The sequence below is a fragment of the Paenibacillus sp. FSL H3-0457 genome (assembly GCF_037981725.1).
GTDB lineage: Bacteria > Bacillota > Bacilli > Paenibacillales > Paenibacillaceae > Paenibacillus > Paenibacillus amylolyticus.
Map to the genome: position 1 here is coordinate 3,080,461 of NZ_CP150283.1, position 23,537 is coordinate 3,103,997.

Genomic DNA, 23,537 nt, shown 5'->3' on the forward strand with positions numbered 1-23,537 from the left:
GCTGCTAGCTTATCATAAATAAGCTAGCAGCTTTTTTATGCACAAATCTCTAAGGGTTTTTGATCCACAATTTGGAGATGTCCAGATAACCGAATTCTGCTATCTGCATGCCAAAGATGCTCTGATCCAGTTCGGCCTGCTTGTTCATGTGACAGCCATGCAAGATCCAGCAGTGATCACGTAGCAAGGCTTCAGCTTCATCCAGGAGCGCAGTACGTTCTGCCCGATGAAGCGTTGCAAAATGATCGAGCTTGTCATCCAATAGAGACTGGAATGCAGGAGACATACACATATGAAAATGGTTGGACAGGTTTTTGAAAAAATGAATCATGCCGTACTGCCAATCTTCCTCCAGTATCTCTTCAGCCAGAATCAATTGTGCGTTTGTGGTTTCCTCTGAGTTGAAATAATCCACAACGGCCTGCATGCTGATGTTCATTCCGATGGACGCTGCCCGACACTGGAACCACTCCGCAACGTCTGCATCCTTATTATGCTTATACGATAATGTTACCGTCTCACCCTGGTACCCACAGTTATGCAGCAATTCACGAGCATGCTCAAGAGAGGCAGCGGTCCAGTCTTGGGCTGCACTTCTCCAAGGCAGAAAGCTGCTGGCCGGTGTGATCCGATTCCTGCCGAGATCTCTTACAAGTGCGACCGAATCATAGACGATACGCAGGGCTTGTCGAAATAAGGGATGATGATGGATGCCTTCCTTGTGAAAATTGAACAGCATATACTGACAACCCAGCGCCGGATAATTGATACTGTTGGTCTGATCACAGCCTGTTGCCAGACTTAATCGATCTGTACCCGGTAGCTCATAATAGCGATCATTTGGACTCAGGTCAGGCACAAACCAAAAATGCACTTGATCCAGATGTGGCCGGATGCCGTAGTACGCATCAAAAGCGGTAAGCTCCAGCACATCTTCATTCAGCTCAGAGATCTGAAAAGGACCGGTACCTATCAATGTATTGGCTACATTGTAATCGTAGGGCAGGATTGTCATCCGAATACAACTGAACAGATGCAAGAAAAACCGGTTAGGACGATGTAGAACAAACTTGATACAGTAATCACCAGCTACTTCCGCACGTTCGATATCCCGATATAACCAGATGGAGGGACTATGTACATCAATCAATCGTTGCAATGTCGCTTGAACATCCCGGGACGTCATGATACGTCCGTTGTGGAAACGTACACCTTTCCGGAGATAGAAGGTCCATAAGCGATGGTCCTCGCTACACTCCCACATGTGCGCCAGTGCTGGCAGGAATGATTCTGTCTTGGCGTCATAAGTGATCAATGTATTACAGACCTGGCTTAATAGGTAGGTTTCAAATGCAGTATAAACAAAGGTTGGGTCCAAACCACCTAACTGGCGTGACCTCATGATGCGCAGGATATCCTGACCAGAGGCAGTTTCATCGTGGCCGTGAAATCCCATCTGTTGATGAAGGGAGAGCATGAGCTGTTCTCGCAATGTATCATCCATCTGAACGGTTCCGATGAGTTCAATGGCATCTTTCATTTTGCCTTTACCCAAAAGCTCGGTAAAACTCGCTTCCAACGCTTCATTCATGCTACGCAGCATCGTTAACTCCGAATGATGTCCCCGTCCACGACCGGGTTGCCAGTGGATGAAGCCTTGCTCCTCCAATTTTCTGAGAATGAATTTCACATTGCGAGGTGTGCAGCACAAGGCAGCGGACAGGCTATCGATCGTTACCGCTACAGGTTCATGAAGTTTGAATGAAAGTTGTTCGGCCCCGGCGAGCCTTATAAAGTGTGTATGCAGGGTATCCATGGTCATGACTCCTCTATTAAAGGTGAAAAGTGTGATCATATGTTTACACTTTTACTTCCCCCTTTTATCTTTACAATTATACATTAGTAGAGGTAGTTCAAAAAGTCCGCTTTTGATTACGAAAGATGCCTGGTGGCATCATCAGCATTGAATATGGAATTCAGCCGAAATGTCCGTTGCTCACGTAGTTTTCCTACGCTCCGCTACTCCATTTCTAGCTTCATCCCATCTTCTCGGTACTGAAAACCGGACTTTTTGAACACTCATTAGAAGAGGTAGTTCAAAAATTCCGTTTTTGAAGCATCTAGAAAGAATAGGAGAAGTTCGCATGAAGCAATATTTAAGGCAGATTCACCCCTTGGCATGGACGATCATTATCGGAACCATGTTTGGACGTCTTGTGACGTCCATGAGTATCCCGTTTCTATCCATCTATCTGACACGTGTGTTAGATGCTACACCGACCCAGACCGGTATTACTGTGGCCGTTAGCTCGCTGGCAGGTGTAATGGTCAGCTTTTATGGAGGTTATATTTCGGACCGGATCGGTCGCAAAATCGTGATGTTAATCTCGGTATTTAGCTGGGCAGGTGTATTTTTTATCTTTTCAGCAGCAGAGCATCTATGGGTGTTCTTTGTTGCCAATACGTTAAACGGATTATGCCGCGCAGTATTTGAGCCCACCTCCAGAGCACTGTTATCGGATATTACTTCTCCGGAGAACAAATTGCTGGTGTTCAACCTCAGATATGCTGCAATTAATCTCGGTGTGGTCTTTGGGCCAATTATCGGATTTCAGCTGGGGTCATCTGAATCGACGTTTCCGTTTGTGATTTCCGGCTTGGTATACATAGCCTATGGACTTGTATTATTTCTGCAATTCAAGCTACAGCATGCCAATTTGCCGGAGCGTCACCAGACTACTGCCCCACGTTTGCGTGAAGCACTGATGACCACCGGTCGCGACCGGGTATTTCTGCCGGTATTAATCGGTACCACATTTTGTGTGCTGGGTTACGGACACTTCAGTTCTACGTTGGCACAGTACTTGGCGAGGAGCCCGATCTTTGAGAACGGAAGTCAGATGTTCTCGTACATGCTATCCCTGAATGCCGTGACGGTACTGATTATTCAGTATCCTCTTGTGCGAACCTTCCGAAACTTCCCACCGCTTGTTCCTCTGATTGTGGGTAACTTGCTGGTGGCAACCAGTCTGATGATGGTTGGAATCGCTGAAGGTGTGCTCATCATGATGATGATGAGTGTCATACTATTTACCATTGGGGAAGTGTTGTTGTTCACCATGATGGATATGCTCATTGACCGGATTGCAAAGCCGGAATGGAAAGGGACGTATTTCGGTACCATCGGCTTCAATAATATCGGTAGTGTCATTGCTCCTGTCATGGGAGGGGTGTTGTTAAGTCAATTTGGAGCGGAGAATGGTTTCGCTGTTTTTCTACCGATTGCACTGACAACTGCCCTGGGAGTACCTTTTCTTCTGATCGCGCATCGACGTCTTGTTGTTAGAGAAAAACAAACAGAGCCTACATCATAAGTATGTAGCGAGAATTTAAAAGTTTAATGGCATGAATTAAATAACAATTCAGTTAAAATTATCTTGACGGATGTTAGTCCAGCGAATACAATAAACAACAAATATGTGAAACGGGTGGGATGATGATTATGTTTATGCCTATACAGATTTCGAATCGATAACTGAATACGCATGAGCATAGTGACATTAATCCAATTTTTTTGCAATGATCGCGTTGGGACAGTCATGTTTGTGCACCCCTGTCGTGGACGCTCATCATTATTGCGATGCAGAGGAGATACGGGAAATGCTTTGCATTTCATTCGATCTCTTTTGGCTACAAGCTGTAGATGAACATTAGTTCATCTATGGCTTTTTTTCATGCATTCCACCCAATTTGTTCACATGGAAAGGAGCGTTTGGAGCGTTATTTTATAAAAAACTAACTTGTTAAAAGGAGAATGTACAATGGTCAACTTACGTTCTACATATCAATTATGGGCGGGAAATCCCGATTTTAATGTCATTATGTATGACTCATCCTAGTGATCGCAAATTTGCTGTCGTTAAGATCATCAACAAATATGAATAGCCAAGAACAATTAAATAAACCTATAAAGAGGTGGGACCTGTGCCCAAAACAGAGAAAATCTCCATGTCATGGCTGCTGCGTTATCTAAAACCAGTTAAAGGACGGCTGGCCTTACTTTTAATCATGTTGCTCACATCAACGGGGCTTCAGCTTTTGAATCCACAGATTATTAAACGATTTATTGATACAGCAGCAAGTGGGGGAGTCCTCACCAATCTTGTTCAGCTCGCAGGAATATTTTTGGTTGTTGCCGTGTTTAATCAACTCATCACGGTAGCGGTCAGTTATTTGGGGAACGACGTGGCCTGGCGGGCCACGAATCAACTGCGCGGAGATCTGCTGAAGCACTGCCTGCGTCTTGATATGCGTTTTCATAATGTGAAAACACCTGGAGAGATGATTGAACGTGTGGATGGTGACGTAACGAGTATCTCCAATTTTTTCGCAATGTTCATTGTGCAAGTGATCGGGAGTTTTGTGCTGCTGGCCGGAATTCTCGGATTCATGTTCAGTGTTAATGTGCCCATTGCTTTGGTCATGACCGTGTTCACATTATTATCGATCCTGTTCATGGTCTTCATCCGAAATCTGGGCGTGGACTCTTCCAAAAATGAACGGGCAGCAAGTGCCTCTCTGTTCGGATTAATTGAAGAACGCATTGCCGGGATTGAAGATGTGCAAGCGAATGGTCATGTGCCCTATGTGATGAACCGCTTTTACCGCACGATGCGCACGGTATTCCGTAAGGGGAGAAAAGCCTGGCTGCTACGGGTTATTCCGTGGAATACCACAGTAGTCCTGTTCGCTCTGGCGGTCACTGCGGTGCTTTTGCTGGGTGTGCATTATTATATGGAAGGTCTAATTAGTATCGGAACATTATTTCTGATCTACCAATATACGCAGATGCTGAATGATCCGATTGAGATGCTCGGAGATCAGGTGCAGGAGTTCCAAAAAGCAAAATCAGGCATGCTGCGCTCCAGAGAGCTGTTGTCCATGCAAAGTGTGATTGAAGAAGGCACAGAGGAGCAATTGCCGGAAGGACCTCTTGGTCTGGAATTCAGCCAGGTGCACTTCAGTTATAACCAGGATAAACCGGTATTGCACGACATTACTTTTGCTATTAAGCCTGGTGAACGTCTGGGAATCATCGGTCGCACAGGGAGCGGCAAATCGAGTCTTAGTCGTGTTCTTCTCCGGCTGTATAATCTGGATCGGGGTACGATTCGTGTAGGTGGAACGGATATCACAAAGCTTTCGTTACAAGCACTCTATCGCCGGGTGGGTATGGTGACACAGGATGTACAGCTGTTTGATGGCACGCTGCGTGACAATCTGACCCTGTTCAATGGGGATGTATCGGATCAGATGATCAAGGAGACGACGGATCGCCTTGGACTTAGCCAATGGATTAATTCACAACCAGAAGGACTTAATACGTATCTGGCTGCAGGTGGAGCTTCATTGTCGGCAGGGGAAGCGCAGTTATTTGCCCTAACCCGCGTATTCCTGACCGAACCGAGTCTGGTTATTCTGGATGAGCCGTCGTCACGTCTGGATGCCGCGACCGAAGGTATGCTGCAATCTGCAATTGATCAGTTAATGAAACGATCCACCGGAGTCATCATTGCTCACCGACTGGCTACACTGGAGAAAGTGGACCGGATTATGGTGCTAGGTGATGGGAAGGTACTGGAGTTTGGAGCGAGAGAAGAACTTGCCAGTAACCCGGCATCTCACTATGCCAGACTGCTCATTACAGGCCGAGAGGAGGAATTGGCATGACTGTAGCAGGATTTATAGGCCGTTTGTTTCGATTCAGGCCTTTGTTGTTTATAATCAACGGATTGTTATGGTGTATATTTCATTCCTTGCCGTTAGCTATTGGTATTGGGATGCAGTGGTTTTTTGATCGCACAACAGCGGGTTCTAATGACTACATGTGGCTTGCTGTGCCGCTTATCTTTATTGCTTTGGTCCGAATGGCACGGGTGGGCACATTTTTTGTAGCCTTCTATGCATGGGTTACGTATCTGTATCATGTTCAGGCGATTTTGCGAACCAACATGCTCGCAGCAATCATGCGCTGGCCTGGGCGTAATCTTCCGGCTTCACCAGGAGAGGCGATGAGTCGCTTTCGGGATGATGTCGATGAAGTCGTCGAGTATGTAGAATCATGGGTGGACTTCTGGGGACGACTTGTATTTGCTGTTGTGTCTATCGTCATTATGGCAAACATTAATTGGCAGATCACATTGGTTGCCGTGTTACCATTGGTGGTTGTGACCTTACTTAACAATCTGTCCGGAAATCGGGCTCGGAAGTATGCACAGGTTAATCGTGAATCGACTGGGCGAATTACCAGTTTTATTGCGGAAACGTTTGGAGCAGTGCAAGCCCTGAAACTGGGTCAGGCCGAAGAGAATGTCTCTTCACGTTTTAACCAGTTGAATGAAGATCGTCGCCAGGCTGCACTTCGAGACAATCTGTTCAAGCAGTGGATGAGATCAATGAATCAGCATGTTCTAAGTATCTGTACCGGATTGATTCTACTGATGTGTGCAGCTGAGATGAAAGCAGGGAACTTTACCGTAGGTGATTTTGCCTTATTCACCAGTTATCTGGCCAATATCGGATTTAGCATTTCACTGTTTGGTTATATGGTGTTTCAGCACAAAAGGCTCAAGGTATCCTATGATCGTATGCGTAAGCTATTCCGCCCAGGGGAAGAAGACCAGATCATGGATTCGAGGGAAATCTATCTGTATGAAGATCCGCCGGAGCTTGTAAGTGAACAGAGGGACCCTAAGGAGAAGTTGCAATCTCTTGAGGTGAATAAGCTGACTTATCAATATCCGAATTCTGCAAATGGCATAGAAGAGATCAGTTTCCGTCTGAAACGTGGACAATTTCTTGTTATTACGGGACGGATTGGATCAGGTAAATCAACGCTGGTACGAACACTTCTTGGACTGTTACCCAAGCAAAAAGGGGACATTCACTGGAATGGAGCGGCTGTTGATCCAGCCACGTTCCTGATGCCGCCTAGAGCCGCATATACCCCGCAAGTGCCAAGACTGTTTAGTGATACGTTGAAAGAAAATATCGTCCAGGGCAAACAGGGTAACACCGAGCAAGCCCTAGAAAAAGCCATTCGTCTGGCTGTGATGGAGAAGGATATCAAACATCTGGATCAGGGGCTTGAGACCCCGGTTGGTCCAAGAGGGGTGATGCTGTCAGGCGGGCAGATTCAGCGCGCGGCCACAGGACGCATGTTAATGACAGAGGCGGACCTGTTTATCTTTGATGACCTGTCCAGTGCACTGGATGTGGAGACAGAACAACAAGTATGGGAAGGGCTGTTCCAAGAGCCGGATGTCACCTGCATCGCAGTTTCTCACCGCAGGGCAGCACTTTCCAAAGCAGATCACATTATCGTGATGAAAGATGGACGCATTGAAGCCGAGGGAAGTTTGGCCGAATTGCTTGCCACCAATGAAGAGATGCAGCTGTTGTGGCAAGGGGAACAAACCCCCGCCAAAGTTGGATAGCTTTGAAAATTTAGAAAAGATAATAAAAAAACAAAAAGCCTTACAGACGACTCCTTAAAAGAGGACAGTCTGTAAGGCTTTTTATCGTTATAACGAGTGGAAAGATGGAATATTATTATCTCATCATCTGAGCAATCAAGGAATACGCAATGATGACCAGGAAGATAATAGTGATATGGTTAATGGAGAAGATAAACATCCGTTTGGACCATTTCTCTGTTTCTTTCTTGTCAAAGGTAGCCACACTGAGAATGAGCCAAGCCAAGCTAACCAGAAATGCCACAATAGCGACAAATGGACTCATCGGCCAGAATAAAAAGCTGGAGATCAGTAACAGTACCAGATACACGTTTGTCTGAATGTATGTCCGTCTGATGCCTTTAACAACGGGTAGCATGGGAACACCAGCAGCTTTGTATTCGTCAAAACGACGAATCGCAATCCCGTAGAAGTGAGGCATTTGCCATAAGAGCATCGTAACGACCAATGCCCAGATCTCGAAATGACCCAGTTCCGGTGAAATGGCTGCCCAACCGATGAGTGGAGGCACAGCACCCGAAAGACTTCCCACTTCCGTGTTGTAGATCGTTGTACGTTTGGTCCACATCGTGTAAGGGAACACGTAAAGCAACAGACCCAAAATACCAAATACAGCAGCGGATGGGGAAGCGATGTACAACATGATGCCCCCGATGATCGTGATTGCAATACCGAGAATTAGACCCGACTTGGTATCTACGCGTCCCGTAACGGTAGGACGTTTCTTCGTACGTTCCATGATCGCATCAATATCACGATCATACAAGTTGTTAAATACCCCTGCAGCTCCAATAATGAGAGAAGATCCAATAAAGGAAAGGATGATTGGTACAATATTAGCTAAGATTGAAGCATCAAATACATATAAAGCCAAACTTAAACCCGCAAACATGGCGATCAGGTTGGACTTGATGATTCCGATTTTGATCGTATCGAAGAATACTTTCGGAATCGAGCTATACTCCAGGCTGATATTGGTCTGTGAACCATTGTTCAATGTTTTCAAGAACTCACTTCCTATATCTATACTTGTATATTATGTCGCTATTATACCATTCAATACACTATGTGATTTAATTAACGTTTTAGTATTTAAAATAATGTCATTTGATTGTGAACAATTTAAAAACAAGGTTGTTTTTAATTGTTAAATAATTATTTCTGTGTTACAGGAGAGAAATCAAAAATCCGAGTATAACAGTGATCCAAAGTTTGTTCTGTCATTGTAGTGTAAGTGTAAATAATCTTTTATTCAACTCACACAGGCTGGATTGAAGAACGTAGTTAAAGATATATGTTGCAAAATGGTTAGGTTTTGTTTATTGTAGATATAAGATATCTTTAATAGTCTTGTTTAAAATGTGTTCTTGTAAATCTCCGATATTACTTTCTTAAGAGAAAGCGGAGGTTATTTTTAAAACTTAATTAGAGATATTAAATGTCTGGAAAGGGTGAATAATATGAGTAATATGAATCAACTCTTGGATGTACTTATTATTGGTGGAGGACCAGCGGGGCTTAATGCAGCTCTAGTACTTGGCAGGGCCCGCAAGAACGTTGTGGTCATTGATGATGAGACACCGCGTAACTGGGTTACAAGGGAGACTCATGGGTTTGTGACAAGAGATGGGGCAAGTCCACGTGAATTCCGGAAAGCTGCCAAAGATCAGATTGCAGCGTATCCCTCAGTTCAATTTGCATCCGATACGGCAACTGCGATAACAGGTAGCGATGGTGATTTTGTAGTTAAGACTACTCAGGGGGCAAGTTATCGCACGAAAAAGATTTTGTTTGCGGTAGGCAAGAAAGACCTTCCCTTGGATATTAACGGATTAACAGAAGTTTACGGTAAAAGTGCGTTTGTGTGTCCATATTGTGATGGATGGGAGTTAAGAGACCAGTCGCTGGTCATCATCGTTAGTGGAGATAAGGCATTACATATGGCAAAAGTCATATCCGGCTGGACAGAACGTTATACGATCTGTACGAATGGATCAGATTCCTTAACCGATGAGCAGCGTGAAGAGCTGAAGCGGCATAATGTTACTGTATTCAATGCACCGATTCAATCCATTAACTCTGAAGAAGGGATGGTACAGCAAGTTGTACTAAATGACGGTACAGCGATTCCATGCACAGGAGTTTTCTTCCAACCGAAACTGTTTACCGGATCAGAACTGCCAAAGGCCATCGGTTGTGAAATTACAGAGTCAGGAACGGTTATCGTTGATGCTTCCGGCAAAACATCCGTAGCGGGTGTATACAGTGCTGGTGATGCAGCATCCGAGATGTATCAGGCAATCACGGCTGCGTCTCTGGGGGCATTGTCTGCGGTGAGCATTAATAATGAATTGAATTTCGAGAAGTGGGATGAGCCAAGTCATCATTAGAATACATTAAAAAGAGTCATAAAATCATAGCGTCATTGGTTCATACAGTAGGGGATTGCATATGCAATCCTCTATTTGTTGTTATTCAATTTAAACGTTGAACGGTTCAATAGAAAGTAATTCAGCCGGAAGAAAATTTGATATTAATTCAATTATGGTTTATTGTATTATCAAATGATACATATTACTATCATTTATATAATCTTCAAAGGAGAGATCACTTATGAATGAAAGCAGAGCAGCCATCATATGGCTAACGAATACCTTGCTCCACGGCGTAGAGATAAGAGGTGATCATCATGAGTGATGCAACTTACATTCCACAGCCCAAAATGTATGGGCCACTTGGCAATCTGCCCTTAATTGATAAAGATAAACCCACGCTGTCGCTAGGCGTTCTGGCTGAACAGCATGGACCAATATATCGACTTACCGTTCCCGGTTATTCCGGTTTAATCGTATCTGGGCCAGATCTTGTCGCTGAGTTGTGCGATGTGTCCCGTTTTGACAAATTTGTATACAATGAACTCGAAAACGTACGTGCCTTTGGAGGCGATGGTTTATTTACAAGCAGAACATCGGAGCCCAACTGGAAAAAGGCCCATAACATTCTGCTTCCCACCTTCAGCAAACAGGCCATGAAAGGTTATCATCCGATGATGGTTGATATTGCCGAACAGTTGATCAATAAGTGGGCACGCCTCAATTCCAACGATACGATTGATGTTGCGGATGATATGACACGCCTTACGTTGGATACCATTGGACTATGTGGATTCAATTATCGGTTTAACAGTTTTTACAGACAGGACCACAGTCCTTTTATTGAAAGCATGGTTAGGGCATTAAATGAAGCTATGCAGAAGAGTTCACGTTTGAAAATTCAAAATCTGCTTATGGTGAAAACCAAACGACAGTTCCAGGAGGATATTCAGACGATGTTCTCTCTGGTAGATCAGATTATAGAGGAACGTAAAGCGAGTTCAGCACCCGAAGAGGTCGACTTGCTCGCACGTATGTTGAATGGCAAAGATCCGGAGACTGGCGAAATGCTGGATGATGAGAACATCCGGTATCAGATTATTACATTTCTCATTGCCGGACATGAAACCACGAGTGGTCTATTATCTTTTGCTCTTTACTTTCTACTGAAAAATCCGGAATCGCTTCAAAAGGCGTATGACGAGGTGGATCAGATATTGGTCAGTGACTCACCGCAGTACGAGGAAATTCTTCAGCTTCCATACATTCGCATGATTCTCAGTGAATCGTTACGTCTCTGGCCAACCGCTCCGGGATTTGACGTATATGCGAAAGAAGACACCGTCATAGGTGGCAAATACCCCTTGAAGAAAGGCGAAAGTTGCAGTATTCTCCTGCCCCAGCTACACCGTGACAGAGAGGCATGGGGAGAGGATGCAGAGCTTTTCCGTCCAGAGCGATTTGAAGATACGGCGAAAGTGCCTCATCATGCGTATAAACCTTTTGGTAATGGGGAGAGAGCGTGTATCGGGATGCAGTTTGCTTTATATGAAGCAACACTTGTGCTTGGCATGGTCCTTAAACATTTTGAACTGATCGATTATAGCAACTATGAGTTGGATGTTAAACAGACGCTGACATTGAAGCCGGGAGACTTCCGGATCCAGGTGAAAGCCCGCGTGGCTTCGCAAACAAGGAATAAGTCGACGGTATCTGCGAAAGAGAAACCTGCTCCTGTTGTTCATAAAAATGTAGCAAGTGATAGCCAGACGAGAGAAATGTTGGCCGTTGAAGCAGACGGTAACCCATCGCTCCTGGTGTTATATGGTTCCAATCTGGGAACGGCAGAAGGCATTGCCCGAGAGCTTGCGGAGAAAGGCCATTCTTATGGAATCCCAAGTGAAGCAGCCACTCTGAATGAGTGGGTTGGCCGCATTCCCCGCCAAGGTGTCGTTCTCATCGTCACTGCTTCGTATAACGGAAAACCTCCGCAAAATGCTACGGCATTTGTAGACTGGTTAAAGGGAGCAGAGTCAGAGGAAGCAAGGGATGTAAATTATACCGTTCTGGGCTGTGGAGATCGGAGTTGGTCCGGGACGTACCAGAGCATTCCTCGATTAATAGATGAGAGGCTTGAAGAATTGGGAGGTAAAAGACTGTTATCCCATGGAGAAGTCGATGCCGGAGGTGATATGGAGAAACAAGTCGAGGCGTGGCAGCAGATGTTGTGGCCACAGGTGTTGAGTGTCTTGGGGATTAGCGAGGAAGCAATCAAATCCTCCAAGCCAAGCGCCAGCAGACTTCAAATGGAGTTTGTACGTGAGAAAACGGATATGCCTCTTGCACGAACTTATGATGCCAGCTATGCCACGGTTGTAGTTAATAAAGAGCTTCAGGCGCTGGGAAGTGGAAGAAGCACGCGTCACATCGAAGTTTTACTGCCTGAAGGCATGAGTTATAGAGAAGGCGACCATCTCGGCGTGTTGCCTAACAATCAGAAGCAGAATGTGGATCGGATACTCCGTCGGTTCGGACTACGTGGGGATACTTCGATCCAATTAACTTCGGACGTCAGCCATCTTACACACCTTCCACTGAACAGACCCGTCAAGATTCATGAGTTGATCGCTTATTGTTTGGAATTGCAGACACCAGTCTCCAGAACACAGTTGCAGGAGTTAGCTAATCATACGATATGTCCACCTCATAAGCGTGAACTGGAAGGCATGTTGGACGAAAACAGCTACAGGGATGATATTCTTGCCAATCGTATCACCATGCTGGACCTGCTAGAAAAGTATGAGGCGTGTGAACTGCCATTCGAAAGGTTCCTTGAATTATTACCTCCGCTTAAGCCCAGATATTATTCAATATCCAGCTCGCCAAGTCTGAATTCCGAGCAAGCGAGCATAACCGTATCGGTAGTAAGAGAGCCAGCATGGAGTGGTAAGGGCGAATATCTGGGAGTTGCTTCATCGTACCTCGCTGGTTGTTCATCCGGAGAAGATATTCTGATGTTTGTACGTACACCTGAATCCGAATTTCATCTGTCCGAAGAGGTTGATGTTCCAATGATCATGGTGGGACCGGGGACGGGTGTTGCACCATTCAGAGGTTTCCTCCAGGCGAGAGCTGTTATGAAACAGAGAGGTTTGTCTCTGAGTGAGGCGCATCTGTTCTTTGGGTGCAGGAATGATTCAGATTTCATATATCGTCAAGAGCTTGAACAATACGAGCGAGAAGGGATCGTTAAGCTACACACTGCTTTTTCTCGTGCGGATGGCAAGCCCAAAACGTATGTACAGCATCTAATGAAAGAGAATTCCGAACAGTTAATTCACATGCTGATGAACAAAGGGAAACTCTACGTATGCGGGGATGGAAGCCAGATGGCTCCTGCGGTAGAAGAGACTTTGCAACAAGCGTATCAGAAGGTGCAGGGAGCAACGGTGCAGCAAGCGAAGGACTGGCTCATTCAGCTTCAGGCCGAAGGACGCTACGTGCAAGACGTGTGGGCAGGTAATAAACGAACAGGTGAAACTCCTAAAGCTGTGCATGAGGAGGTACATTAAGACGGAGATGACTCCAATATCTACTAATATACAGTCCTTAATATACTCAAGCTAACAAACAGCCGCTTAATCTGGAGCATTGTCTCCAAATTAGCGGCTGTTATGATGATCTGACCATGAGCAGTTGCTCGGTTCATTTTCTCACTCCTTAACTGTGAGCGTTTGCATTAAAATTTGAAATAAAATGATTGACAGTCCTTATCTGAACGAGTTTAATTATATAGACCGATTGTTATAATTATTTGAAGGAAGTGGCTTTCGTTGAGTGAAAAGTCTAATGCTAGAGAGTCTATTGTCAGCACAGCAGCGAGACTGTTTTTTTCACAAGGATATCATGCGACCGGTCTGAATCAGATCATCAAAGAGAGTAGTACGCCGAAAGGGTCGTTGTATCATTATTTCCCGCAAGGCAAGGAAGAGCTCGCGCACGAGTGTATTCAAAAAGCCAATGAACATATCTTGCAGACATTTGAGAAAACATTTGCAGCCCACGACAATACGGGGGATGCCATTCAGAGATTTATTCATGATTTGGCTCATGAAACAGAAGCAGCCGGGTTTACCGGATTTCTGCCATTCAGCTTCTGGGCAGCTGTGGAGACATCGTGTATTAGTCAGCAGTTGCGTATTGCATGTCAGGGTGTATTTGCAGATTGGCAGGATGTCATTAAGAAACATCTGATTCTGGATGGCGTTGGTGAAGAGAAGGCGCGGGAGACGGCACTTCTGATCATTTCTTTGATGGAGGGAGCACTGATTATCAGCCTGACGAATCAGGATAAACAGCCTCTGCTGACGGCTGCTGAGTATTTGTCGGTTGTGACGAAGAACGCCAAACAGATTCAATAATTTATACCAAGAGACAGAGAAAAAGAAAGTTCGATACGTTTGAGGAGGATGGGATCGTGGAGGTTTCCATGAAGGCTGATTCTGCACAGAATCAACAAGAAACAAAGCAATACAAGGTATTTCCGATTTTGTTCGCGATGCTGCTGAGCGGCTTTATTGGTCTGTTTGGAGAAACGGCATTAAACGTGGCATTGACGCCACTTATGGCTCTACTGGAAGTAGGTCCTACAACGATTCAATGGTTAACTACAGGTTACTTGCTTGTGTTGGGAATCCTGGTACCGGTATCCGGTATGCTGTTGCAGTGGTTTACCACAAGACAGTTGTTTACAACATCTTTGATTTTCTCGATTGCAGGAACATTTGTTGCTGCACTTGCACCTAGCTTCGAAATTCTGTTGGTGGCACGGGTACTGCAGGCGATAGGTACAGCGCTATTGTTGCCACTGATGTTTAACACCATATTGGTTATTTTCCCGATTGAAAAACGTGGTGCTGCCATGGGATTGATTGGTTTGGTTATTATGTTTGCACCAGCAAGCGGTCCGAGTATCTCCGGTCTGATTCTGGCTAATCTGAGTTGGCATTGGATTTTCTGGATCTCCTTGCCGTTCTTCCTGATCTCACTGGTATGCGGCTTGTTGTTCTTGCCGAATATTTCGAAATTGACCAAGCCCAAAATTGACGTACTGTCCATTATCCTTTCTACCCTTGGTTTTGGTGGTATCGTATACGGCTTCAGTAGTGCAGGGGGACATGGAGAAACTGGTGGAGGCTGGACGAGTCCGGTCGTTGTTGCCACTCTCGTTATTGGTGTGTTGTCCTTGCTGTTATTCAGTATCCGTCAGTTGAGAATGAAACAGCCAATGATGGATTTGCGAGCGTTCAAATATCCGATGTTTACGATTGGCTTGATCCTGATATTCATCTGTATGATGATGATGCTGTCATCCATGCTGATCCTGCCAATGTATCTGCAACAAGGTATGGCCGTTACAGCGTTAACTGCCGGACTGGTTCTATTGCCGGGTAGTCTGCTGAATGGTTTACTGTCTCCGGTCATGGGCCGACTGTTTGACAAGTTTGGTCCGAAGTGGCTTGTGATTATTGGTCTGGCTGTCGTAACGGTTGTACTCTTCATGTACACTGGAATTACACCTACAACAACACTGGCCAAAATTATTACGCTGCATGTGTTCATGATGGTCGGAATCTCGATGATTATGATGCCTGCACAGACGAATGGTCTGAACCAATTGCCACGTGAGTATTATCCTCACGGTACTGCCATCATGAATACGTTGCAACAGGTATCCGGAGCGATCGGTACGGCTGTTGCGGTAAGTATACTGAGCGCAGGACAATCCCGCTTTTTGAGCGGAGTGGCGAACCCGGAAAGTCCAGAAAATCAACTGGCAGGTTTCACGTCAGGTGTACAGAATGCGTTTGTATTCGCATTAGTTCTGTCGATTATCGGTCTGATTACTTCACTCTTCGTGAAACGGGTCAAAGTAGGATCAACACCAGGACAACAAGGTCCTATGCATTAATCCATTAACTAACAATAATAATTAGATATTGTATAAGAGCGATGTATCCTTAACTTTAGGGACGCATCGCCTTTTTGCGTATTTATTCTATCTTTTTTGATGTTGACGTGAAACGGGTTACAGCCTTTAGAGTAAAAATGTAGCCGGAATACGGTGGTTCAAAGAATGAATTTCAGAGCAAATACTTCATGTTCCGGCAAAATTGTATATGTTCATACTAATATAAAAGGGTAATATAGAATGTAATAGTACAATTTTTAACCAATTCGAAAACGGTTTATATTTTATTTTTAATCAAGGAGACTTCATTATGATCATCATCAATCCCATTGGTAATAACATTGAACAGATGCTGTTGCACTACGAAAAAAACGGCCATCTCACTCTACAGGCATCGCTTATTAGTAATAGCTCGGTTGTATATAGATTGCAAGACTATTGTCTCAAGGTATATGCTTCACGGGCAAGATTGGATGGGGAGATGGAAAGTGAGGCACTTAGGGCATTGCAGAGTAATTCTTATGCACCTAAATTGTATGCGTATTCACCAGGGGAGTACACCCTGACAGAGTGGATTGAAGCATTAAAACTGAAAGAGTACCGTGTAACCTATGGACACATTCCTCCCAACTTGATATACGATATGTTTACGACGGAACTTCAGCAGATTCATGCTGGATATTGGGACTGGGATGTCATCCGATATGAGAATTTGCTCTGGACCAAGACAGGTGATGTGAAAAGAACGAACTTTTGGTTGTGTGAGCCTGTAAACTCCAGACGTGAGAACTTATATAACCAGGTCATTCGAAGAATTGATAACATCTACAATGGCGATCGAACCGAAATGGAGGCGATGAAACAGTACTTTTATCGTCACCAGTTGACTTCATTAGAGATCGAACAAGCTTTCAGCGATTTCAGGTCCCAACGGCCAAGACTGGCGATAGCACAATAAATCACATAAAAGAAACCCCAAAGATATTAGAGAATCTTTGGGGTTTCTTTTATGATATAACATAGTCTTACTTTTGCAGAGTGTACGTTACTTCTTTACCAGGGCCAATATCTCATCCGCAACAATATCAGGGCGATATTGATGGATGTAATGATCGGTATCTTTAATGGTTACCTGTTTAGAATCATCTGACCAGGATTTGAACTCTACTTGGGATTTATCCCATTCGGGTTCACTTGCACCAAGGTAATCAGCCGTCAGTATGGTGAGTGGAAACGGTAAGGTTTGCTTGTGATTTACAACCACTTTGGCATTGGCAGCTATCTCACGTAATTCATCCAACGTGTTCACATTACCATAGTTGTGCAACAGCGCAGTTGTATCCAATTTTTTCAGATCATCGGGTACAAGTTTCAGTTCATTACGATTGGCATTAGAAGTTTCGACAACCATATCAGATTGCATGGAGAGGCGGAATAGTCCGGTTTGGATACGGAATTTATTCGCAAAACCACCAATTGTGTCTGCCAAAGAGTCATCGTCATTCGAATAATATTCGGGGCTTCCGCCATCAATCATGACGATACCCTTGACGAGATCCGGGTATTTTTGTGCGAAACGAATGGTTTCCAGCGAGCCGAGTGAATGTCCAACTAATACATAAGGTGGCTTCTGTCCAGATACCTGCAACAACTCATGTAATTCTTCAGCTACGGTATCGACATCACGTTTTTTATCGGTCTGATCGCTATATCCATAGCCAAATCGGTCATATACAGCGAATTTTGTGTTGGGAGCAAGCTTTTCATATAATGGATAATAATCTACATAGGGATTAGCGGTCCCCCAGCCAGAGGCGAGTACGACTGTTACATCGCCTTCTCCACCAGTATATAGATGCATATTGTCTCCATGGACTTCATACAGCTTACCAGGGGGGACGAGTGTTTTGGCATCCTGCCTTAAACCCACTTGTTGGTAGATCACGCCAGTACCCAGAAGCAACAGAATTACCGCGAGGTCAAATATCAAAAACTTAACTAATCTTTTGCGCCATTTCTTCATGTTCTCTCACATACTCTCCATGTATTTTCTCTATCATATATGCCCAATCTTATAGGAGAGAAAACAGAGTCTTAATTCTATCTTAATTGAATTTATTTCCGATCATGGGGAATGGGCGTGTTCTAGTGAAAATTGTATATCAACGGCCAATGAATTAATATATAGCTACGATATAAGTTGAACTAAAGAATATTTACACTGCTCACTCCGATGACAGAATAACCTTCCGATCGCTGTTATCCCCAGATTTTTTTGATTCACTTTTATAAAGGTGAAAATCTGGTGATAAAGGCGAACGCTCCGCTTCTTCAGGTTATTTCTGTCCTCTACGTTCTAGTGTTAATGTGTAGTTCAACTGATATAGTTGAATATATCTTAATCAAATGTTGAACCATAGATTGATTATATAGAACAGAAGGTATGTATAATGACAAAATACGAAAATCAGCTTCCGACATCGGCAGGCATGAACTTCAAATCCCTAATCAGTATATTGAGAGATTCCATGCGTGGCAATGTAGAGCGGAGGCCATCTGGCACGATGCCCATGGAGATATGTGAACCTGCTGAAACCTTGAATGCATCCGATAATCCGCAGGTTACATGGTTCGGACATTCGGCTTTTTTACTCGAAATTGAAGGGCACAGATTACTCTTTGATCCGATGCTGGGCAATCGTCCATCCCCCGTATCCTGGGTGGGCACCAAACGTTACAGCACCAATCTACCGATTCAACCGGAGGATTTCCCAACGCTGGATGCAATCATTATATCGCATGACCATTATGATCATCTGGATTATAACTCCATCCGCAGATTGAAGGATAAAACAAAGCGATTTATCGTACCGCTTGGCGTCCGTCGTCGGCTGATTCAACTGGGTGTGCCTTCGGAACAGATTACCGAGCATAACTGGTGGGATGAGTTATCGTTCAAAGGTTTAACATTGGCTTGTACGCCAGCAAGACATTTCTCGGGCAGAGGATTATTCGACCGTAATTCTACCTTATGGTGTTCGTGGGTTATCGCTGGACAACATACAAAGGTGTTCTTTAGTGGTGACAGTGGATACGGTCCTCATTTCAAGGAAATTGGCAGTAAATACGGTCCATTTGACCTCACCTTGATGGAATGTGGGCAATATGACGAGCGGTGGTCCAACATTCACATGATGCCGGAAGAGACGGTGCAAGCGCATTTGGATGTAAAGGGGAAGTTGCTTATCCCGATTCATTGGGCCGCATTTACGCTGGCCTATCATGCCTGGAATGAACCGGTTGAACGAATCACGAAGGCTGCACATGCTTTGAAAGTTAAGATTGCAACTCCCAAAATCGGCGAGAAGGTTGTGCTTCATACGGAGGAATACCCTACACATCCATGGTGGAGACCGGAATTAGGATAAATAAAATAAAAGCGTTCAGCTCATCAAATGAGTGGACGCTTTTTCTATTGCATTTTACATCAGGATTGATAATGCACTGTAAATTAACAACACACCCATGACGATATTAACAGGACGCTCGTATCTTAATAAAAAGCTCTGGAATAACATGCCACCAAACGCCCAGGTCATATTGGCACTAATACCAATGAAGGTGAGCAGCAAGGAAAATACAATTAATTGTACATGGGACTGCCCAAGAGGCAGAACAAAAACGGATATGGCAGTAAGTCCATACAGAATGACTTTGGGATTGATGAATTGCAGGGTGAACCCAAATAGAAATGAATAATGATTGACCTTGTTTTCTTGCGCATCTGCAGGTTTACTTCGCATGATTTTGATCGCCAGATAGAGCATGTACACACACCCTAACACGTTCAATACGGGTGCGATCCTGGGAATATATTGATGAAGAATAAGATTGAAATAACTTGACAGAAACATAATTAGCAGGCAGCCGGCTGCAACTCCACTAATAAACGGAAGGGTCTTGCGGAACCCCTGATTTCTGGCATGCGTCATGGAAATGATGTTGTTGGGTCCGGGTGTAAATGAAGCGATGATTGCATAGGTCACTAAAGGTATAATGTTCATGGTTCCTCCACGTCTTCTTAGTTGTGTGATATAATGACCTCAAATGTACGTTATAGCGTACGGTCTTTATCATTGTACAACATGTACGTTATATAGCACAACAAAATTATGAAATGAGGAGGATGGATTTTTGAAAAACATTAATAGTATTCTTGCTCAGAACCTGAAACAGCTTAGGGAACAAAGAAAACTCAGTCTGGACAAGGTCGCCGAAATGTCTGGTATTAGCAAGACCATGCTTGGTCAGATTGAACGTGGTGAATCCAATCCATCCATTGCAACCGTATGGAAGATTGCTAATGGCCTGAAAACTTCCTTTACTGCTTTGATTCACGAGCCGAAGTCAGATACAACCGTTGTAACGGGGGATGATATTCAAGTATTGATGGAGGATGAGGGAAGGGTTCGGATTTATCCGCATTTCCCTTTCGAAGAAGGACGCCGCTTTGAAATATATATGATGGAGATGGACCCCAAGTCTGAGTTGAAAGCTGAACCGCATATCGAAGGTACGGAAGAGTTTATTACGGTCTTTGAAGGTGAAGTTACGATTAGAGTAGGGGCGGAAGATTATACGGTGAGTTCAGGGGAGTCGATCCGTTTTGGAGCGGACAAGCCTCACGCCTACGTTAACTCCGGTGCTAAGACGAACAAATTCAACATGGTCATTCATTATTCGAAGTGAGATGCAAAGATCCATCTGTGAATGTAACGAACGATGAACGAATAAATGCATACATGAAAGGAATGACAATAAAGCAACCTGATGTAATGAACTGCAACTCCCTCGTTAGTCGTGTCTCACAAAGGGTTCAGTTCAAAACATTGGCTGCTTTATTGATGTGTGCACTATGGAGCCCCCAACCTCTAGCGAAGGGGACTCTAACTTATGGTTTTTCTTTGGCCTGACGCTGTATTTCCTTGGCTGTTAATGCTTTATCATACACTCTTACGTTATCCAGACTGCCTTTGTAGAACGGATCAGACGCATAACGACTCTTGCCTACATAAGCTTCCGTTACCTGCAGATCTTTCGGGTTAAAAGTAATCTCAGAGCTGCTTGCAACCGATGTACCATTCACATACAGAGTACCCACATCACCCTGAAGGGTTACAGCGACATGAACCCACTCTTTGGAAGGCAGTGGATTTGCTGCAATCAGGCTCTGATCCCGTCCCTCATTATGAATGGTGAATTGTAATGCTCCATTATGCTGGGAGGGCGTGAGGAACATATGCCTCGTTAAACCATTTCCAAAGTCGAAAATACGCTGCCAGGACCCGCCGCCATCCCAATTGACCCAGGCGCTAAACGTGAAATCCGTTGTATCTGTAATGAGTCCAGGTAACTGAATGTAACTGTCTGTCCCATTGAATGTAGCAGCCTGATTTTTGCCACTAGCAGCAGAACTGACCACGTTAAAGGCTTGTCCGTGATATTCGTTTTTGCTGTAATCCTGTGCGACTTTGCCAATTTTCTTGTGTTCAAAAGTATACTCCCCGAGCAATGGGCTTACCGCTTGCTGTGGAATGATAACGTTAAACGTTTTGGAGCTTACCGCAGTTCCTTTACGAATCGTTGCGGTTAATTTCACTTTGGCATCGCCCTTACCGGCGCGAGGTCGCTGTACTACACCTGTAGTGGATAGAACCGAAGCATTGGAGCTTTTCCACGTAATCTCTGCATCACTTGTTCCCTTGGTAGGCAGAGACAGATTGAAGAACACGTGATCCGTATTGCTAATGCTCAGGTCCTTTTGCACCGCATCTACAATGTCCTGATCACTCCGTTCAACACTTTGACTTCCCCAGATGGCTATCCCGGTGGAGGAGAGGGCGCTAAAGGTCAGAACCGTACTTTGAGATTCCGAATTCCATTCATGTGTGAAAACGCCTTTGTACACAACGTTATTCGATGTGATCTGAACCTTGTTGTCTGCACCAAGACTCCATGTTCCTGTCACGGCACCATGAATCTGCCCATCTGCCGTGAACTGAACGGTCTGGGATGGCTTGATGTCCGCCGTGATGTCCTTACCATGATTCACCCATTGGTACTGACCGGCGATCTCCTGAGTTGTCAGTTGCGTGGTATCTTCTCCCAAAGCCGCATAGCGATATGGAGAAACAACGGGCCAACCATCTGCATTCATATGCATCTCATGTACGCGAACTTCATGCTCTTCGCCACGCCCTGGAAAGCGGGTATGGAAGATGAGAAATTGTTTGCCAGTCTCCGGATCAACATAAGCAGAGTTATGCCCTGGCGATACATAGCCGCTACCTAGGCCTGTGCCCGGATCACCGATCTGTCTCTCGAACAGGAAGTTCCCCATCAATTTGACTCCAAAAGGCTCAATAGAACGATCATCAAACAATGGTTTATCCTTGTCCGCCTTAACGTTGATCATATCGTTTCCTTCCGCATCGAGGAAAGGTCCATCCGGTGTTTGGGAGCGAGCAACGCGAATGTTGTATCCTCCATCAGCACCTAGCCCACCGTAAGACAGGTACAGATAATAATAATCAGTTTCGGGACTGTAGAGCATATAAGGGGCTTCAATACGACTATGATTGCCTCCGGTCAGCTTTTTGCCATAACCTTGATTTGGCAGTGGTTTACCTGTCGTTGCATCCATCTCCAGAATGAAAATCCCTCCTGAATACGAGCCATACACCATCCATAACTTGCCGTTTTTATCATAAAAGACATCCGGATCGACCACATTGGGATGAATCGTTGCATCGTAAATGGTACCATCCTCACTGATCTGATCCCACATGCCGGATTTCAACAGAATGCCTTGATCCTTATAAGGGCCTTCGATATTGTCTGCGACAGCAATGCCGAGCGCTGATCGCGGAGAGTCCCCTTTACAAGCATTGTAGTACATATAAAACTTGCCATCCGCCAATTGAATGACATCTGCTGCCCATAACGTATCCGTCTGCGCCCACTCCAACGCTTCAGCGAATTCCTTGGTTACATTGGGGACAACAGGGTTGTTATCTGTAACGCCGGAGGCGACCAGATCCCAGTTCAGAAAGTCTTTGGACTTAGCCACTTGCAGATGTGAACCAAAAATATAAAACGTATCATCCACCTTAATGACAGAAGGGTCATGAACGGAAACATTTTTAAATGTTGGAGCAGGATTAGCGATAGGTGTGGTGGAACTCTGCGAGTTACCCACGGTTTCCCCTGAACCATTTGCGAACACCGAGACCGGTGCCAAAGTTGTTGCAGTAAGTAAAGTGGTGCTTAGTACAGAAATTTTAAGTACGCGAACCCAATAACGTTTCATACGTTTCCCCTTTCCTATTTCCCGGAATGAAAAATCAACCGATACTTGGCAACACACGATAAAAGGTTCGGCAGACCTCCTTTGAGTATTTCATTATATCAAGCGCTTTCATTTGTTATATTATCAATTGATTTATATGTTTGTAAACCATAAATCTAATGTTTATAAGAGTAAAATGAAAAATAAATAAGAGACGGGAAGAGCCGATAAAGGTCATTACATTCAAATAAACCAGTTGTCTTTCTCAAATTTAGGATTGAAATGGGGATCGATGATGCGATATTATTACG

Annotated in this window: 15 protein-coding genes; 10 read left to right on the forward strand and 5 right to left on the reverse strand. The window is 44.6% G+C overall.

Going from position 1 to position 23,537, the window contains the following annotated elements; translation table 11 throughout:
* Positions 1 to 49: 49 nt before the first annotated feature.
* The gene (locus MHH25_RS13790; protein ID WP_340020256.1) at positions 50 to 1,816 is read right to left on the reverse strand and encodes an ABC transporter substrate-binding protein; all 1,767 of its coding nucleotides are present in this window, start codon (positions 1,814 to 1,816) and stop codon (positions 50 to 52) included.
* A gap of 328 nt (positions 1,817 to 2,144) precedes the next feature.
* On the opposite strand from MHH25_RS13790, the gene MHH25_RS13795 reads away from it, so the two are divergent.
* The 3 genes from MHH25_RS13795 to MHH25_RS13805 all read left to right on the forward strand — a co-directional run bounded on the left by MHH25_RS13795 (position 2,145) and on the right by MHH25_RS13805 (position 7,496).
* Positions 2,145 to 3,374 (forward strand): MFS transporter, encoded by a 1,230-nt coding sequence (locus tag MHH25_RS13795; RefSeq protein ID WP_340020258.1) that lies wholly within the window; start codon positions 2,145 to 2,147, stop codon positions 3,372 to 3,374.
* 610 nt (positions 3,375 to 3,984) lie between these two features.
* Positions 3,985 to 5,730, forward strand: coding sequence for an ABC transporter ATP-binding protein (locus MHH25_RS13800; protein ID WP_339187679.1), 1,746 nt, complete (start codon positions 3,985 to 3,987; stop codon positions 5,728 to 5,730).
* The gene (locus MHH25_RS13805; RefSeq protein WP_282321579.1) at positions 5,727 to 7,496 is read left to right on the forward strand and encodes an ABC transporter ATP-binding protein; all 1,770 of its coding nucleotides are present in this window, start codon (positions 5,727 to 5,729) and stop codon (positions 7,494 to 7,496) included. The genes MHH25_RS13800 and MHH25_RS13805 overlap by 4 nt, the downstream gene beginning before the upstream one ends.
* Before the next feature lie 115 nt (positions 7,497 to 7,611).
* On the opposite strand, the gene cyoE is transcribed toward MHH25_RS13805, so the two are convergent.
* Positions 7,612 to 8,541 (reverse strand): heme o synthase, encoded by a 930-nt coding sequence (gene cyoE, locus MHH25_RS13810; RefSeq protein WP_036608378.1) that lies wholly within the window; start codon positions 8,539 to 8,541, stop codon positions 7,612 to 7,614.
* A 463-nt stretch (positions 8,542 to 9,004) separates the two neighbouring features.
* Here cyoE and MHH25_RS13815 point away from each other — a divergent pair, with 463 nt between their 5' ends.
* The 5 genes from MHH25_RS13815 (at position 9,005) to MHH25_RS13835 (ending at position 16,836) form a co-directional block, all read left to right on the forward strand.
* Positions 9,005 to 9,925 (forward strand): NAD(P)/FAD-dependent oxidoreductase, encoded by a 921-nt coding sequence (locus MHH25_RS13815; RefSeq protein ID WP_340020502.1) that lies wholly within the window; start codon positions 9,005 to 9,007, stop codon positions 9,923 to 9,925.
* 299 nt (positions 9,926 to 10,224) lie between these two features.
* The gene (locus tag MHH25_RS13820) at positions 10,225 to 13,479 is read left to right on the forward strand and encodes a cytochrome P450 (protein ID WP_340020259.1); all 3,255 of its coding nucleotides are present in this window, start codon (positions 10,225 to 10,227) and stop codon (positions 13,477 to 13,479) included.
* Positions 13,480 to 13,740: 261 nt separating this feature from the next.
* Positions 13,741 to 14,328, forward strand: coding sequence for a TetR/AcrR family transcriptional regulator (locus tag MHH25_RS13825; protein ID WP_047842796.1), 588 nt, complete (start codon positions 13,741 to 13,743; stop codon positions 14,326 to 14,328).
* Between the two features lie 68 nt (positions 14,329 to 14,396).
* Positions 14,397 to 15,878: a DHA2 family efflux MFS transporter permease subunit gene (locus MHH25_RS13830; protein ID WP_076318170.1), complete on the forward strand. Its 1,482-nt coding sequence runs from the start codon at positions 14,397 to 14,399 to the stop codon at positions 15,876 to 15,878.
* Positions 15,879 to 16,188: 310 nt separating this feature from the next.
* Positions 16,189 to 16,836 (forward strand): hypothetical protein, encoded by a 648-nt coding sequence (locus MHH25_RS13835; RefSeq protein ID WP_339199359.1) that lies wholly within the window; start codon positions 16,189 to 16,191, stop codon positions 16,834 to 16,836.
* 87 nt (positions 16,837 to 16,923) lie between these two features.
* Here MHH25_RS13835 and MHH25_RS13840 read toward each other — a convergent pair whose 3' ends face one another.
* Positions 16,924 to 17,901, reverse strand: coding sequence for an alpha/beta hydrolase (locus tag MHH25_RS13840; RefSeq protein ID WP_340020260.1), 978 nt, complete (start codon positions 17,899 to 17,901; stop codon positions 16,924 to 16,926).
* A gap of 427 nt (positions 17,902 to 18,328) precedes the next feature.
* Here MHH25_RS13840 and MHH25_RS13845 point away from each other — a divergent pair, with 427 nt between their 5' ends.
* Complete coding sequence (locus tag MHH25_RS13845) at positions 18,329 to 19,306, forward strand: MBL fold metallo-hydrolase (protein ID WP_340020262.1); 978 nt, start codon at positions 18,329 to 18,331, stop codon at positions 19,304 to 19,306.
* Between the two features lie 54 nt (positions 19,307 to 19,360).
* Here the strand turns inward: MHH25_RS13845 and MHH25_RS13850 are convergent, their stop codons facing one another.
* Entirely contained in the window at positions 19,361 to 19,942 is a 582-nt protein-coding gene (locus tag MHH25_RS13850; protein WP_340020263.1) for a LysE family transporter, read from the reverse strand.
* 130 nt (positions 19,943 to 20,072) lie between these two features.
* Here MHH25_RS13850 and MHH25_RS13855 point away from each other — a divergent pair, with 130 nt between their 5' ends.
* The gene (locus tag MHH25_RS13855; RefSeq protein WP_036608360.1) at positions 20,073 to 20,627 is read left to right on the forward strand and encodes an XRE family transcriptional regulator; all 555 of its coding nucleotides are present in this window, start codon (positions 20,073 to 20,075) and stop codon (positions 20,625 to 20,627) included.
* A gap of 202 nt (positions 20,628 to 20,829) precedes the next feature.
* Here the strand turns inward: MHH25_RS13855 and MHH25_RS13860 are convergent, their stop codons facing one another.
* A complete protein-coding gene (locus MHH25_RS13860; RefSeq protein ID WP_340020264.1) occupies positions 20,830 to 23,247 on the reverse strand; it encodes a family 43 glycosylhydrolase in 2,418 nt (805 codons plus the stop codon).
* Between the last annotated feature and the right edge of the window lie 290 nt (positions 23,248 to 23,537).